The sequence below is a fragment of the Falsiroseomonas sp. CW058 genome, from assembly GCF_050563535.1.
In the GTDB taxonomy this organism is placed as follows: domain Bacteria; phylum Pseudomonadota; class Alphaproteobacteria; order Acetobacterales; family Acetobacteraceae; genus Falsiroseomonas.
The window spans coordinates 64,352-78,920 of record NZ_JBNXUO010000017.1 but is presented as its reverse complement, the minus strand read 5'-3'; the positions used below and the strand labels follow the sequence as shown (position 1 = coordinate 78,920).

The 14,569-nt window shown below is 70.1% G+C and carries 12 protein-coding genes and 1 pseudogene; 9 read left to right on the top strand and 4 right to left on the bottom strand.

All coding sequences use genetic code 11. From position 1 onward, the window contains the following. Nucleotides 1–41: 41 nt before the first annotated feature. The 6 genes from ACK8OX_RS14950 to ACK8OX_RS14925 all read left to right on the top strand — a co-directional run bounded on the left by ACK8OX_RS14950 (nt 42) and on the right by ACK8OX_RS14925 (nt 7,586). The gene (locus ACK8OX_RS14950) at nt 42–842 is read left to right on the top strand and encodes a hypothetical protein (RefSeq protein WP_430664967.1); all 801 of its coding nucleotides are present in this window, start codon (nt 42–44) and stop codon (nt 840–842) included. Beyond that, entirely contained in the window at nt 839–1,423 is a 585-nt protein-coding gene (locus ACK8OX_RS14945; RefSeq protein ID WP_430664966.1) for a hypothetical protein, read from the top strand. Before ACK8OX_RS14950 ends, ACK8OX_RS14945 begins: the two co-directional genes overlap by 4 nt. Nucleotides 1,424–1,425: 2 nt before the next feature. Next, nucleotides 1,426–4,815 (top strand): UvrD-helicase domain-containing protein, encoded by a 3,390-nt coding sequence (locus tag ACK8OX_RS14940; protein WP_430664965.1) that lies wholly within the window; start codon nt 1,426–1,428, stop codon nt 4,813–4,815. A 97-nt stretch (nt 4,816–4,912) separates the two neighbouring features. Further along, nucleotides 4,913–5,776 carry a multiubiquitin domain-containing protein gene (locus tag ACK8OX_RS14935; protein ID WP_430664964.1) on the top strand — a complete coding sequence of 288 codons (864 nt, stop codon included), beginning with the start codon at nt 4,913–4,915 and terminating at the stop codon, nt 5,774–5,776. Between the two features lie 8 nt (nt 5,777–5,784). Next, nucleotides 5,785–7,176, top strand: a complete 1,392-nt coding sequence (locus tag ACK8OX_RS14930) for a ThiF family adenylyltransferase (RefSeq protein WP_430664963.1) — start codon at nt 5,785–5,787, stop codon at nt 7,174–7,176. Then, nucleotides 7,176–7,586, top strand: coding sequence for a DUF6527 family protein (locus tag ACK8OX_RS14925; RefSeq protein ID WP_430664961.1), 411 nt, complete (start codon nt 7,176–7,178; stop codon nt 7,584–7,586). The genes ACK8OX_RS14930 and ACK8OX_RS14925 overlap by 1 nt, the downstream gene beginning before the upstream one ends. 108 nt (nt 7,587–7,694) lie before the next feature. On the opposite strand, the gene ACK8OX_RS14920 is transcribed toward ACK8OX_RS14925, so the two are convergent. Next, nucleotides 7,695–9,701, bottom strand: coding sequence for an RNA-binding domain-containing protein (locus ACK8OX_RS14920; RefSeq protein WP_430664960.1), 2,007 nt, complete (start codon nt 9,699–9,701; stop codon nt 7,695–7,697). After that, nucleotides 9,701–10,936, bottom strand: a complete 1,236-nt coding sequence (locus ACK8OX_RS14915; protein ID WP_430664958.1) for a hypothetical protein — start codon at nt 10,934–10,936, stop codon at nt 9,701–9,703. Before ACK8OX_RS14915 ends, ACK8OX_RS14920 begins: the two co-directional genes overlap by 1 nt. A gap of 204 nt (nt 10,937–11,140) precedes the next feature. Here ACK8OX_RS14915 and ACK8OX_RS14910 point away from each other — a divergent pair, with 204 nt between their 5' ends. Then, a complete protein-coding gene (locus ACK8OX_RS14910) occupies nt 11,141–12,238 on the top strand; it encodes a site-specific integrase (protein WP_430664981.1) in 1,098 nt (365 codons plus the stop codon). Between the two features lie 211 nt (nt 12,239–12,449). Here ACK8OX_RS14910 and ACK8OX_RS14905 read toward each other — a convergent pair whose 3' ends face one another. Continuing rightward, nucleotides 12,450–12,908, bottom strand: a complete 459-nt coding sequence (locus ACK8OX_RS14905; protein WP_430664957.1) for a helix-turn-helix domain-containing protein — start codon at nt 12,906–12,908, stop codon at nt 12,450–12,452. Nucleotides 12,909–12,914: 6 nt separating this feature from the next. Further along, a pseudogene (locus ACK8OX_RS14900) lies at nt 12,915–13,127 on the bottom strand (type II toxin-antitoxin system RelE/ParE family toxin); the annotation flags it as partial. Nucleotides 13,128–13,368: 241 nt separating this feature from the next. On the opposite strand from ACK8OX_RS14900, the gene ACK8OX_RS14895 reads away from it, so the two are divergent. Further along, nucleotides 13,369–14,028: an AAA family ATPase gene (locus ACK8OX_RS14895; RefSeq protein WP_430664956.1), complete on the top strand. Its 660-nt coding sequence runs from the start codon at nt 13,369–13,371 to the stop codon at nt 14,026–14,028. A 41-nt stretch (nt 14,029–14,069) separates the two neighbouring features. After that, nucleotides 14,070–14,399, top strand: a complete 330-nt coding sequence (locus ACK8OX_RS14890; RefSeq protein WP_430664955.1) for a hypothetical protein — start codon at nt 14,070–14,072, stop codon at nt 14,397–14,399. The last annotated feature ends 170 nt before the right edge of the window (nt 14,400–14,569 follow it).

The window sequence follows — 14,569 nt, the reverse complement described above, 5'->3', positions numbered from 1 at the left end:
GGAATTCCGTATTTGTCGCTTGTTGGGGGGACCGGTTTGTGGTGGCACCACTCCGCAAGGCGAAAGGCGACGGCACGCCGTACACTCGGCCGCCCGAAGTCGAGGCAGCGATCGCGCGACTACTGGGTATGTCGCGAGAGCGGGTTTTGGCCGTTTGTGGTCTGAATGACAGGCGGAGCGACGATTACGTTCCTTCAGAATGCATTTTGCATCTGCTGCGGCGGGCCGGCCGGGACAACGATCAGGCTCACCTGGAGCGCCTCTTCCGTATCTTCACGAGGCGTGTCGCACGGGCTTTCCCCGTCCCTGAGCGGTCGCTGCTTGGTTCAGACGCCAAGGGGTTGTCGTCCGTCGACTTGGCTGTGCGCGAGTTTGCCATCGACCGGTTGACCGAGATGCTGTGCCTCGACCGCCAAGGTTACGACGACAGACTCGACATCTACGAGGCGACCTTCGACGCGGCCCTAAAGACGCTCAGGGCGACGGCGAGAAGGTCCGTCGGTCGGCAGCGAAACCGGCTGGCACCGCTGTCGGACGACCCTAAGGCAGCAGAGCCCTCTTCGGACGTCGAGGATGCGCTCTTGCGCCACGTTCCCGGTACCGAGGAAAAAATCGAGCGCCGGGATTACCGCCGCAAGCTCCTGGCGGCGATTCAACTCCTGCCAGACGAGGACAGGCGGCTGCTCATGCTTCTCAGCAGGGACATTCCGATCCATTCGAAGGATCCGAACGTGACTACGGTCGCCCGACTAATCGGCTGTGGAGAACAGACTGTCAGAAACCGGCGTGATCGGATTCACCGCGACCTTCAACGCCTTCTTGGGCTGGAGCTGGCTAGATGAGCGAGCCCTCGGACGAGGAGATCATCCTCGCTTTCGCAGCGGAGAAGCTGCACGACAAGGAGACGCTCGCGCGGTACCTCAGGCGGTACCCCCACCTCCAGGATGAGCTACTCGATCTCCTGTACGAGATGGTGCTTGAGGAGGAGTTCGGCCCTGGAGAGGACGAGGAGTTGGGTGAAGGGGTCGTCGATACGGCGCTCAGCAAACTGCTCCACTGTTCGCCAGACGCTGCTCGCGACGCCTCCCCCGAGGCGTTTGCAGAGGCGCTTCGGCTGCGGGGAACAGCGGAGCTGGCGCGCGCCTCCGCTTTGCCATTGGAAGTGCTGGTGGCAATCCGCGACCGATGCCTCGTGCCGGAATCCCTTCCGCGTCGCCTCGTACGTCGCGTATCCAAGGCCGCATTGGTCCGCCCTGCAGACATGCTGGCGTACTTGGCGCTTTCCCCAGTACTCCCCGCGAGGGCCGCGCACTCGTCCTGGCGCAAGCCAACCGTCCAGCCGCGGAAGTCCTTTCCGGACTTCCTGGACGACCTCGACCTCACGCAGGCAGAGCGCGCTGACCTCCTGTCCGACGTCGACTGACGGTGGACGGGCTGGAGCTGGCAAGGCAGGCCGGAGAGCGCCTGCATCGCGCGGTCACCGCAGGGGCACCTGAAGGCTTAGGTCCGTACGATCTCACCAAGGCCGCGGCGAGCCGCGAGCATCTGGCCGTGCGCAGGGTGAAGGCCGGCAATCCGCTGCTTCATGGGGGCGAAGCCACCTTTGACCCGGACACGCGCCTTATCCTCCACAAGGCTTGCGCGGACCCGTTCGAGGAGGCGTTTCTCGTCGCTCATGAACTTGGGCATGTCGTGCTCGAGGACGGCGCAGGTCGCCACGTAGCATCCGAGGTCGACCCGACGCGGGGCTCCGAGCCGCCACCCTCCGGCCCCGACGCAGTCTCGGACTACGGACGGCGGCAGCGCCGAGAGGTAATGATGGACCTGTTTGCGCGGGAGCTCCTGCTCCCGCGCGAGGTCGCGCGCGACCTGCACTTGCGGGAGGGCATGCCGGCAAGGGCCATCGCGGCCCGGCACCGCTTGCCCTGGAACGTCGTCGCGCTGCAGTTGCTGGACTCCCTCCTCCTCCCGCCACCTCGGGGTGCGGTGGCTGCTACGCCTGAGCCGCCCCTGAACGCGGAGCAGCTGGACGCCGCGACGCACGCGGGCTCACCGCTGCTGCTCGAGGCTGGCCCGGGGACGGGAAAGACCCGCACCCTCGTCGCAAGGGTGGCGTGGCTCATCGAGGGCGGCGCAGACCCGGCGAGCATCCTCGTCCTGACATTCTCCAACGCGGCGGCGGCCGAACTTGCGGAGCGCATCGCGGCCCGCTGCCCTGAGGCGGCGTCGAGCGTCTGGGTGGGGACTTTCCATTCCTTCGGCCTCGACCTTCTGCACCGGTTTCATGAGCGCGAGGGGTTACCTCCGAACCCGCGATTGCTGGATCGCGTCGAGGCCATCGAGCTGCTGGAGGACATCTTCCCGCGGCTGAATCTCAGTATCTACCGGGACCTCTACGATCCGTCCGGGCACATCGACACCATCCTCGATGCCATCTCGCGGGCGAACGACGAGGTTGTGGACGCCGAGCAATACGCCGAGCTCGCAGCTGCCATGCTGGCCTCTGCGACAACCGAGGAGAAGCGCAACGCGGCCCGCCGATGCGCAGAAGTCGGCGTGGTTTTCCGAGCCTATGAGACGCTGAAGCGCGAGAGGAACTGCCTCGACTTCGGGGATCTTGTGGCGCGGCCGGTCCGCCTCCTCGAACAAAATCCCGACGCGCTAGCGGCACTGCGGGAGACCTACCGGCACGTCTTGGTGGACGAGTTCCAGGACGTGAATAGAGCCAGCGTGCGGCTGCTGAAGCTCTTGGCGGGGAAGGGAGCGAACTTGTGGGCCGTGGGCGACGTGCGCCAGTCCATCTACCGTTTCCGAGGAGCGTCCTCGTTCAATGTCGCGCGGTTCGGGGCGGCAGATTTCCCGGGCGGCCAGCGCAAGCGCCTTCGAGTGAACTACCGATCGCGTAGCGAGATTGTGGACACCTTTGCGCGCTTCGCGTCCGACGGCATGAAGGCAGCCCCGGCCGGGGAGGTGTCATTCGAGGCGTTCCGCGGCCGCTCCGGGCATCCGGTGGAGTTTCGCGGAGCGCCGCACAAGGACGGCGAGACGCTGGTCGTCACAGAGGCGATCCGCGAGTTGCACGCGGCTGGGGTTCCTTACGGCGGCCAAGCGGTGCTGTGCACCAGCAACGAGCGGATTGCCGAGATCGGGGCGGCCCTGGAGTCGCTCGGCGTGCCCGTGCTCCACCTGGGGAAGCTGTTCGAGCGGGCTGAGGTGAAGGACCTGCTCTGCCTACTGTCGCTTCTGACCGACCGGCGCGCCGCGGGCCTCCTGCGAACCGCAGCCATGCCGGCCTTTCGAATGCCGCTCGGGGACGTTGCCGCCGTCATCGCTCATCTGGTTGAGACCGGAGCGGCTGCTCTGGCTTGGCGAGACATCGGCGCTACGATCTCCGGCCTGTCGGCCGAAGGACGCCAGGGCCTGGAGCGACTGTCGGCCGCCTTCTCCGGGTTGAAGCCCGACGCCAACCCATGGAATGTGTTGGCCGGCCTCGTGCTCGACCACACCCGCATCGCGGCGGACCTGGCGGTCTCGACAGAGACTGTGGATCAGATCCGGGGAATCGCCGTCTGGCAGCTGCTGCATTTCGCCCGTGCCCAGCCTTCCGGGCGTGGCCTGCCGGCCCAGCGATTCTTGAGCCGCATCCGCCGGCTCCTGCTGCTCTCCGAGGACCGCGAGCTGCGCCGCCTCCCGGCCGCAGCGGCTGGCATCGACGCCGTCCGGATCATGACCATCCACGGCAGCAAGGGGCTGGAATTTCCAGTCGTGCATCTGCCCGGGCTCAGCGCTGACACGATCCCGAAGCGGTTCAGGGTCGACGGGTGCCTGCCGCCGGACGGCATGATCGAGGGCACCGAGGCCACCGGCGAGGAGGCCATGCGCGAGGGGCACGACGAGGAGCAGGAATGCCTTTTCTTCGTCGCGCTGTCCCGCGCGCGGGACCGTCTCATCCTCTACTCGCCGCTTCGCAAGGCAAATGGCGTTAAGCGGTCGCGGTCGCCATTCCTTGACCGACTGGGGAACGCGGTGGCCGCGAAGGAGGTCATCCCCGCTCTGGCGTTGCCGCCGCCGCCCGCTGTCGCCACTCTTCCGCCGAGCATCGCTGTGCCGTCGAGGTTCTGGCCATCGGATCTTGACCTCTACGACACCTGCCCGCGGCGCTTCTTCTACACCGTCGTGCTCCGCACGGGCGGCCGCCAAGCCGAGGCCGCGTTCCGCCAGATGCACGCTGCTGTGCAGGACGTGGTGTCCTGGCTCGGTGCCGACCACCGCCTCGACCCGACACCCGACGATCTTCAGGCGCGCCTCGAGGCCGCTTGGGCAGAGCATGGCCCGCACGACCATGGCTACTCCACGGACTATCTGGCCGTAGCTTCTGGCCTGCTAGCCCATCTTGTCGGCTTCCGGCGCGGCCGGGCCCGCCTGCCCGCCACCGAGTTGAGGTTCGAGGTTGAGGGCGGCGAGATCGTCGTGCGGCCGGATGAGGTCGCCGAAGAGCGACCAGGCGCCCTGGTACTCCGGCGGATCCGAACCGGGCACAGCAGGGCGTCCGCCGCCAGTAAGCTTTCGGCGGTCGCGTTCCACATCGCCGCGGCCGCCGCTCACCCAGGCTGCACGGTGGAGCTAGTGCACCTCGCTGACCCGGCTGTGACCCCGTTGCTTCGCGACGAGAAGGGCCTCGCCAAGGGACGTGCCGCCGTCGCGCACGCGGTCGCCGCGATCCGCGCCGGCGAGTTCGGGCGAAAGCCGAGCCCTTGGTGCCCGGGTTGCCCGTCCTTCTTTCACTGCGGTCCCCTGCCTGACCCGAGCCCCTGAAAAAAAGTTCCGGGTCCCATTACCGGCCGGGCCGGGCGCCGGCGATTGGCATGGTGAGCCCCGACGCATCGTGCCGAGGGGCAAGGGGACGACTGAGGTGGAAGCACACAAGGAGGGCGCGGCTCGCCCTGAACACTATCGTATCGAGGTCGCGGACGAGAGGCTGGATTTCCGCGACTTCCAGGTCGACGATCCCAAGCCGCTGGGGCGTCAGATTCTCGCCGCCGCCGGGGCTGCGCCGGTCGAGGAGTTCAGCCTGTTCGCCATCCTGCCGGGTGGCGACTTCGAGGACGTCCGCCTCCACGAGGCCTTCGACCTGCGGGGCCGCGGCGCGGAGCGCTTCGTCATGTTTCGGACGGACCGCGACTTCAAGTTCGAGATCGACGGCAGGCATCTCAGCTGGGGCAAGCCCGTTATCTCCGGCATCGTCCTTCGGCGCCTCGCCGATGTCCAGTCGGGCTATGACCTCTACCTGGAGGTCCGTGGCGGCCAGGATGTGAAGGTGCTGGACGACAGCGTGGTTCGGCTGGACGCGTCGGGCATCGAGCGCTTCCTGACCGTCATCAAGGACACGACGGAGGGTCGCTCGGCCCTGCCCGCGTCCGACGTGACGTTCCTCGCCGACAACGGCATCGCCTACGAGCTCGTCGGTGAGGCCGGTCAGCCGGGCGTGGTGCTGAGGGAGTTTCCCCTGCCCGCGGGCCGCTACAACCGCGAGCGGGCCGATATCCTCGTCCTGCTGCCCCCAGGGTATCCGGACGCCTGTCCTGACATGTTCTACGCCGCCCCCTGGATTTGCTTCCCCGACGGCCGAAGCCCGCTCAACGCCGACGTCGAGCATGTCTTTGCCGGACGGCGCTGGCAGCGCTGGTCGCGGCATTCGCAGGAGTGGCGCCCGGGCATTGACGGGCTGCGCACGATGGTCGCCCGGATCCGGCATGCGCTCGAGGTTTCGAAGTGACCTTGGCGATGCTCGACGTGACGGTCCTGGAGCCGCACTGGGCGCGGCTCCGGACCCTCCTCGACGGCAAGGGCGTGGAGGCTGCCGCCTATCTGCTGCTCGGGCACGCCACCGTCGCCGCCGACCCCTGGACGGGCGAGGCGCGGCTGCGGCTCGTCTCGCACGAACACCGCGAGATACCCGAGGCCGATCGGGTGAGCGCTTCGGCGCGCCACGTCACCTGGGGGACAGCGGGCTACATGCGCCTGCTGTCGGACGCATTGGCGCGCGACCTGGTCCCGGCCATCGTGCACACACACCCGAACGGCCGGGCGTTCTTCTCCGACCAGGACAACGCGAACGAGGCGGAGCTCGCGCGAACCGCCCGCAACAAGCGGCTGCGTGGGCTGGCCAGCATCGTCCTCGGTGGTGACGGCTCCGTCGTGGCGCGGCTCTGGATGCCGGACGGCTCGACGCGGGACGCGACTTGGGTCCAGGCGGTCGACGGGCGGCTCTCGCGCTGGACCGCGACGTCCGCGCGACGCGGCAATGCCGAGCATCTCGACCGGCAGGCGCGCCTATTCGGCGCGCACTTCAACGAGCTCGTGCGCTCCCTCAAGATCGCGGTTGTCGGCGCCGGCGGCACCGGGAGCCCCACCGCCATGCTCCTCGCGCGCCTCGGCGTGGGTCACCTGCTACTGGTGGACCGGGACGTGACCGAGGTCACCAACCTGAATCGGGTTCACGGCTCGCGGCGGTCCGACGCGGAGGCCCGCCTGCCGAAGGTCGATGTCCTGGAACGCGAGATCGGCCTCGCTGGGCTCGGCGTCGAGGTGCGCACCAGGCGCGCCTGGGTGAACGACGCCGGCCTCCGTGACGACCTGCGCTCGTGCGACGCTGTCTTCAGCTGCACGGACGACCATTCCGGCCGCGCGTTCCTCAATCGCTTTACCTACCACTACGGCATCCCAGTCATCGACGTCGGCCTCCGCATGGTCCGGCGACCCGACGGTGGGCACGACCTGAACGGCCGGGTGACGACCCTTATGCCGGGCCACCCCTGCCTTCTTTGCGGGGGCTTCATCAACCCCAGGCGCGCCGCCGAGGAGGCCCTGGAGCGCGCCGACCCCGAGGAGTTCGCGCGGAGAAAGGCGGAGGCGTACGTGCTCGGCTCCGGCGATCCGGCGCCGGCGGTCGTCACCTTCACGACCGAGATGGCCAGCGTCGCCGTGAACGAGCTGGTGGCGATGCTGACGGGCTTTCACGGGGCCGGGGGCATGATCCCAACGCGCTACCGGCGCTTCCACATGCGCGACGACCGCTTCCTGGCGGTGCGCTCTCGGCCGGGTTGTCCGGTTTGCGACACGGGCCAAGCCTGGGGCCGTGGGGACGTCGACCCCTTCCTTGGTATGGTGGGCTGATGCGCCGGACAATTGCGCACCTCTGCCGCAGGCTGGGCCTGCTGTCCTTCGACTTCCTAGCGCGCGAACAAAGCACGCATCCTGATCCGGCGTCGGTCAGCCGTGACGACCTCATCGTGGTGCGCGACGGCGAGCACCTGAAGTGGGCGTGTATGCAATGTCCCGGCGGATGCGGGGCCGAGATCAAGCTGTCGCTGAACCCCTCGCGACGACCGCGCTGGACGGTCATGCGCGACTGGCTCGGCCGGCCAAGCGTGAGCCCGTCCGTTCACCGCCGCGACGGCTGCGGCTGCCATTTCTGGATCCGGCGCGGTCGGGTCGAGTGGTGCCGAGGTGGACATCCTGGTGAACAAAGCCAGCGCTGGCAACAAGGCTTGGCTCAGGCTACCTCGCCGGCGAGGCAGGCGTAGGTAGCGTCCGCGGTCGTGGTGGTCCAGCGCGCTCGAGTTGGCGCTCTCCGGCTGTCGCGCGTGAGGAAGCTGCAGACGACGGGCGTCCGAGCAGTTGCGCTAAGCCGGTCAGGATTGTTCCTTGTGGCAGCTTGGCCCGGTGGCAGTGCCCGTGGCTATGTAGGCTTGTCGAGGGTCGTTCGGTGCTTGTGGAAATGCCCTTTCAAGTACCCTGTCCTGCACCATCGGATTCAGGATGCGCTGGCGTAGGTAGTCCTCGTCACGGCTCAACAGAGAGGACAGCACCCGGATAGTGAGGAAACGCTCCTGGCACAGTTCGGAGATAATCGCTCGGCTGGTTGCCGGAGCGACCTTGCCACGCCCCTTTACCTGAGCAGCAATCGTTTCGAGATCGCGGCGAAGATCTGGATCGAGCCCGTCGAGCGAATCGATCAACGGGTGGGCGAGCCCGTCGACTTTGCGACCATAACTCCCAGTAGAAGGTTCGGAGATGAGGTCCGAACCTTGGGCAGGTAGCTCCGAACCTTGCGCTCCGAGCTCCGGGCCTTTGATCCCGGATTCCGAACGCTCGGTCGTTGGACCGGGCGTGCCGAACACCGCGTCCGGGCTGGGCAGGGCCGTGCCCGGAAGCCGGTAGACGGCCGCCTTTGTACGCCCGGTCTGCTCAAGGAAGCCGTCCGCTACCAATCCCTGAAGCACCCGGGACAAGTCGACCGGATGGAGGCTGCAGATCGACAGCATCCGCGCATGGGTCACGACCTGCTCGGTCGCCGCCGTGGCGAGTACTAGGCGCTGGTCGGCAGATAGGGCGTCCAGCTGCCCGCCGAACTGCGCCCTGAGCTGCTCCGTGGCCTCGGGGGGGATCAAATCGCTCATGCGCAACTCGAGCCGGGTCTGCTCCGAGGGCGTGTCGAGATCGTAGAGCGAGGGCGGCGCCCAGTGCTGGTCCTTCCAGCCCTTGTGGATTTTCGGCACACCGGACCCGGCCCGCTCGCCGGCACCGATCAGCAGGAACATGCTCTGGAGCGTGCGATTGCGGCCGTCGCTCTCGCCGCCGGCAATCGCCTGGGCGACAGGCACCCGCATGCGGCCGGGATTGCGGAAGCCGAACATGTCCGGCCGCTTCACCACTAGCACTGAAGTGCGGCCTGTGTAGTCGGCATGGACAAGGGTGTTCACGAATGCCTCGCGGAGCGCCTCGTGCACGGGCGTTTCGTCCTGACGCTGCCCGTCGCGCAGCGCAAAGGGGACCTTCAGCTCGGCCACGAGCTTGCGGTAGACGCGCCGATAGAAGTCGAAAAGGTTGCCCGACCAGGTGCCGTCAAGCGTGACGCGGTCCACCCAGCGCCCTTCGACCTGTGCCCTCGGGCGTTCTTGGTAGTCCAGATGGTAGTTCGGAAACTCATCGCGGATGTTCTCGGCGGTGCCGAACATCAGCAGGCCCGCCACCGTCAGGCCCTCCGCCCCGGTCTCGCGATCGCGCCGGAGCGCACCGATGCGGCGCAGGAACTCCGCATCATCGACGTCGAGAAAGGGATGGTTCGGCGTGCGGTCGCGCATAACCTGCCGATAGGCCAGCACACTTTCGGGACTCAGGTCCGAGATCCCGAAGCCGCGCAGGGTCCGGTTGTCGCGAGAGTCCTCTACCTGCTCGGCGAGCATGCGGCGGACTGTGTCGCCGTCGCAGAGCCGGTCGCCTTCATCCAGACGCCGATAGGTGCCGGTCAGCGGGTTGCCATTGATGTGCACCGGGCGGTGCTTGCGGCCGGCCGGTGGCACGTCGATCGCCAGCAGGCGCCGCCCCTCGATGGTGAGGATGCGGACACGCTCCGCGTCGAGAAGGTTGGCGCTCACCTTCTGCGGATTGTTGAGTGTGTTGAAGAGGTCCGACCGGAGCTTCTCCGGATTTGCCAGCCCCGCCAGTTCGAAGCCGCGCGGCGTCTCCCGCAGGCCGAGCAGGATGATCCCCCCGCGGGTATTCGCGAAAGCGCTGTAAGTGGGCCAGAGGTCGGCCGGCAACTGGCCTGATCCGTCACGTCCGGCGGCGAGCTTGCACTCGAGTTCCTCTGTCTCGGCAAGGACCCGTATGTCGGCGAGAGTGGAAAGCGGGATCACTAGTCGGACGCGCTCCAGAAATCTGGCTCAATGGAGCTCTCGTTATGCACCAAGCCCTCTCCGTCTTCGAGGTGTTCGACCCGCGCTGATGTTGCTGGTAGGAGCGCTGCGCTCGCACCTTGTCCCGCCCTGTTCTCCAGGACGCGCCGCGCCCGTCGGAGGACCGCGTCAAGTTCATCCATGGCGCCGGTCAGGTCGCTGTAGTCGTAGGCCTGCCGCTCGACTGGGGTGAGGGGGAGCATCGCCGGCGGCGGCGGGGGCGTCTCCACCTCGACCGGCAGCATGCGGGGCCGGCCGCGGCCACGTCCGGGCTCCGGCCGGCGCGGTGGCGCAACCGCGGCGGCCAGCGGGGCGAGGCCGCGCAGCCCGAACAGCCGCCGCGCGGCGCGGCCGGTAACCTCGACCGCGGCGCCGTCGCGGACCAGCGCGTCCAGAATCTCGAGCGCGCTCTTGATCGAGATGCCCAGCGCCGCGGCCAGCGTCGTCGCTGAGAGCAGCGGCGCCGCCGCCAGCAGATCCACCGCGGCCGGCGCGCGGGAGTGCCGCCGGCGCCCGGCGAGCGCGCGGCGCGCGGCGAACCAGGCGCGCTCGAGGTCGAGCAGGGTCTGCAGCGTGTCGGCCGCCTCGCCGGCGAGCGCGTCGAGGAAGGCCGCCGTCCAGCCGCGCGCGACGTCGGCCCGCAGCGCCGCCGCGCCGGTCAGCGGCAGCGGCGCGCGGGTGGTGCCGGTCCGCACCCAGTGCCGCACGAGGGCGGCGCGGAGCGGTGACCGGGCGCCGCCGCGCTCGAGCCAGCGCCAGGCGCCGGCGGCCGCGTCGAGGAGCGCCACGCCGGTCGCCGGGCCCTCGCGCAGCACGGCGGTCGCGGCGCGGATCTCGCCTTCGTCGTCGAACTCCGGCGCGACGAGCCAGCGGTGGAGGGCGAGGGCGGCGCGCCCGGCCTCGAAGGCGTCGCCCGCCTCGGCGAGGCTTTGGGCGCCATCGTAGCGCCGCGGCCGCAGGCCCTCGACGAGGGCGGCGAGGTGCCAGGGGTCGATGAGGTAGCCGTCGACGGCGGCCATGCCGCGGACGGCGTCGAGCCGGGCGCGGTGGAGGAGCGCGGGGAGCAGCGGGTGGCCGGCGCTCGCCCCGTCGAGCCGCGCGATCGCCGCGGCGGCGCGCGCCAGCGCCGCCACCGTCTCGACGTCGGCGACGCCGGGCGGCGCGGACCGGATCAGGCTGTCGAGCGGACGGGTCACCGGGCGTGCGCTGCCTTTTCAGAAGGTTACACATGCTACTTACGCCAATCATCTAAACAAGTAAAACAACCCCGATAACCCGTCCGACCCCCCTCCCCTGCCCGCTCTGGCGCCCCCTACCACCCATAAGGCGGCTTGTGTGTACTAGGGTTGTTGCGCTAGCCTCGCGCCACGCGCGCCGCTGACGCCGCCCGGAGAGCCGCCCTGGACCAGCCCGACACCGCCGCCGACGGCGAGCTCCTCCTCCCGGACACCCCCCCTGCCCCGCTCGGCGCCCCGCCCGGCGCGGTCGCCCGCTGGTTCGACGCTGCCGCCGAAGCCACCGCGCCCACCTCCGACGGCAGCCTCGCGGGCGACCACGCCGCCGCCGAGGCGTTCCGGCGGCTCGCCACCGCCCACAACACCCGGAGCGCCTACCGCGCCGCGGTGCGCGCCTGGTGCGCCTGGTGCGCAACCCACGGCCGCCCGGCGCTGCCGGCCGCACCCGGCGACGTGGCCGCCTTCCTCGCCGGCGAGCGCGCCCGGGGGCTCGCCGCGCCGACGCTGACGCTGCGCCGCGCGGCACTCCGCTACCTCCACCGCGCCGCCGGCCTGGCGCCGCCGACCGACGACCCGCGCGTCGCCGAGACGCTCGCCGGTATCCGCCGCGCCGCCGCCGCGGCCGGCGAGACGCCCCGCAAGGTCGCCGCCGCGACCGACGCGATCCTCCGCCAGCTGCTGGCGCCGATCCCGGACGACCTCCGCGGCCTGCGCGACCGTGCCCTGCTGATCGTCGGCTTTGCCGGCGCGCTGCGCCGCGCCGAGATCGCCGCGATCACCGTCGAGCGCCTCGCGCCAACCGAGCGCGGCCTCGTCCTCGAGCTGCCGCAGACGAAGGGATCGCAGGCCGAGGCAGTGCGGGTCCCCCTGCCCTACGGCACCACCGAGCTCTGCCCGGTTCGGGCGATCCGCGCCTGGCGCGCCGCTGCCGGGGTCGAGGCCGGGCCACTGTTCCGGCGCATCTGGACGCCGCCGAAGGCGCGCCCGGGCGAGCCCCCCTCCCCGCCGCGGGTTGGCACACAGCCGCTGTCGCTGCAGTCGGTCGGCGACATCGTCCAGGCGCGCGCGGCGGCGGCGGGCTTCGAGCCGCGGGCCTTCGGGGGGCACAGCCTCAAGCGCGGCGCGCTGACCACCGGGATGAGCCGCGGTGCCCATCCCGCCCAGCTGCGCCGGCTAGGCCGCCACAAGCGCTTCGACACGCTCGGCGAGTATCTCGAGTTCGGCGATCTCTTCGAGGGGCACCCGCTGACCGGGACGCTATGAAATGGGAGTTACTGTGGGGGAGGCATCGCTGCAGCTTGCGGCCTCATCACAGCATTTTTCCGCAGATGCTGGACTCTGCCGATGCAGCGTTGGATCTGCATAAAGTTCGCCCCGGCGAGGGTCTAACTCGCCCGCCGACAACACTCCTGTTGGGGTATGGGCGCGACTACCAACGCGCCGCGAGCCCGATCGCCTGAGGAGGTCGTGTCGCTCAGGTTGGCGGCGTCATCGCGCGCCGCAACCGCACGACGGGGCTCTCCTCGGCTCGGTCCGAGTCGAGCACCTCCAGCAGCCGCGCAGCGGGGCCGGACGGCCGCTTCGCGCCCCGCTCCCACTGCGCCACCGCGGACTTGTCCACACCGAGCAGCCGCGCGAACACCGGCTGGCTCATCCGCGCCGCCGCCCGGATCCGCCGTACATCCGCGCCGCCGTACTGGGGCCGCAGCGGCAGGCAGAGCGCGTCGAGGTCGCGCACCGTCGCCGCGTCCAGCGCGCCCACTCGGTTCAGCGCGGCGCCGAGCGCGTGCGCTGTGGCAAGGAACTCGTCCTCCGTCGTCACGCGGGGCTGCGTCGGCGCCCTCTTCGCCGTGGCTACCTTGCCCTGCGCCCGCGTCGCGGCCCGCTTCGTCGCCTCCCGCGCTGTCGCGGGGGCCTTAACCTTCGTCGCCATCGTACCTCACCACCCGCACGTCGTCCGCTTCCAGCAGCGCGCCGAGCTGCGCGTCCGTCGCGCCGACGAAAGCCGCCGCCGCCGCCGGCAGGCCACGACCGCGCGGAAGCCGCCGCTCTTGCCCCCGCCCGGCCGCGCCAGGCGCTTCTTCCAGAGCCCGTCCCCGAGGTCCGCCTCGCCCGCGCCGAGCCGGCCCGCCACCATCTCCCGCGCGACGGCGCAGAGCGCCGCGTAGGCGCCCCTTTCGGAACAAGCGCGCGACCTGCGGGGCGGCGAAGACTCTCATCAACCATGTATAGCACGAAGTGCTATGGCTGCCATGAGCTTCAAGGGCGCGGGGTGGAATGGCGGACGCTCTCCCCTTCCCTGCTAGCAGCTACGCTGAAGCACATGAAGATTGTAGCTGCTAGGTGGTGCGTGCTAGCGTAGAACTCGACACAAGGGGGCTGGGGGCGCTTCGATGATCCTGACCGTGGCGTCCACCAAGGGCGGCGCCGGCAAGACAACGATCGTGATGGCGCTGGCCGGCACGCTCGCGGCCGAGGGGCTGCGCGTCGCCGTCGTGGACGCCGACCCGAATCGCGCCTACGCCTCCTGGGCCGAGCAGGCCTACGAGGGGCCCGCCGTGGCGGTCCGCGCCGAGGCCGACGAGGCCCGCCTCGCCGCCGCGATCGACGAGCTCTCGCCGCAGGCCGACCTGGTGCTGGTGGACACGGCGGGCTTCGGCAACCGCGCCGCCCTCCTCGCCATGGCTGCGGCCGACGCCGTCATCGTGCCCTGCACCCCCAGCCGCGCCGACGTCGAGCAGGCCGCCAAGACCCTGGAGCTGGTCGACGGCGCCGCGCGGGCTGCGCGGCGCGCCATCCCCGCCCGGGTGGTCCCTTCCCGCCTCAAGCAGGCCACGGCGGTCTCGCGACACGCGGTGGCCGAGCTGGACGCGGCCGCCCTGCCCCGCACCGCCGCCGGCGTCGGCGACCGGGTGGCCTTCGCCGAGATGACCTTCTCCGGCCGGATCCCCTCGGGCGGCGATGCCGGCCAGGAGATCGCCGCGCTCGTTGCGGAGCTGCGCAAGCTCGGCTGGCTGCCGCCGAAGCCGCGCGCGGCCCGAGCACGCGCATAGCCGCTACCAGCTAGCAGATACGACGGAGCACGAGACCCACGATGCCGAGCAAGGGGCTGAAGCCCGCCATCGCGAGGCCGTCGGCGCGGGACGCGCTGGCGGCCGCCAACACCGTCGCCCAGCAGGCGGGGCTCCCGCCGGCGGCCCTCTCGCCGCGCCCCCCCTCCCCTGCCCCGGCGCCGGAGGAGGAGCTGGTGCAGGTGAACATCCGCGTCCGTCGTGCCCTCGGCGATCAGCTCGCCGACCGGGCGCGTGCCGAGGGAACGACGCAGAAGGTCCTCGTGTGCCGGGCACTGGCGGCCGCCGGCTTCGACGTTCACCCGGACGACCTGCGCGCCACGCCGGCGCCCCGGCGGCGTGGAAGCAGCTAGCAGCTACGGACGGGGCGTCAGTGGAGTACGAATCGGGGCCGCCTCTCCCCTGCCCTGGCCCAGCAGACCGCCAATTCGCGCGGCTTCCGCCCCCCGGGCCGATTCGTACCCTGGTGACGCCCGGCTGTGCAGGGCGGCCCGGCGAGTTATCCACAGGCGATTCGTACCGG

What these genes read in the sequence shown, in the direction of transcription:
- ACK8OX_RS14930 (WP_430664963.1), top strand. Translation starts at nt 5,785, where the DNA reads ATGCTCGACGTGACGGTCCTGGAGCCGCACTGGGCGCGGCTCCGGACC.
- ACK8OX_RS14895 (WP_430664956.1), top strand. Translation starts at nt 13,369, where the DNA reads ATGATCCTGACCGTGGCGTCCACCAAGGGCGGCGCCGGCAAGACAACG.
- ACK8OX_RS14945 (WP_430664966.1), top strand. Translation starts at nt 839, where the DNA reads ATGAGCGAGCCCTCGGACGAGGAGATCATCCTCGCTTTCGCAGCGGAG.
- ACK8OX_RS14905 (WP_430664957.1), bottom strand. Translation starts at nt 12,908, where the DNA reads ATGGCGACGAAGGTTAAGGCCCCCGCGACAGCGCGGGAGGCGACGAAG.
- ACK8OX_RS14925 (WP_430664961.1), top strand. Translation starts at nt 7,176, where the DNA reads ATGCGCCGGACAATTGCGCACCTCTGCCGCAGGCTGGGCCTGCTGTCC.
- ACK8OX_RS14890 (WP_430664955.1), top strand. Translation starts at nt 14,070, where the DNA reads ATGCCGAGCAAGGGGCTGAAGCCCGCCATCGCGAGGCCGTCGGCGCGG.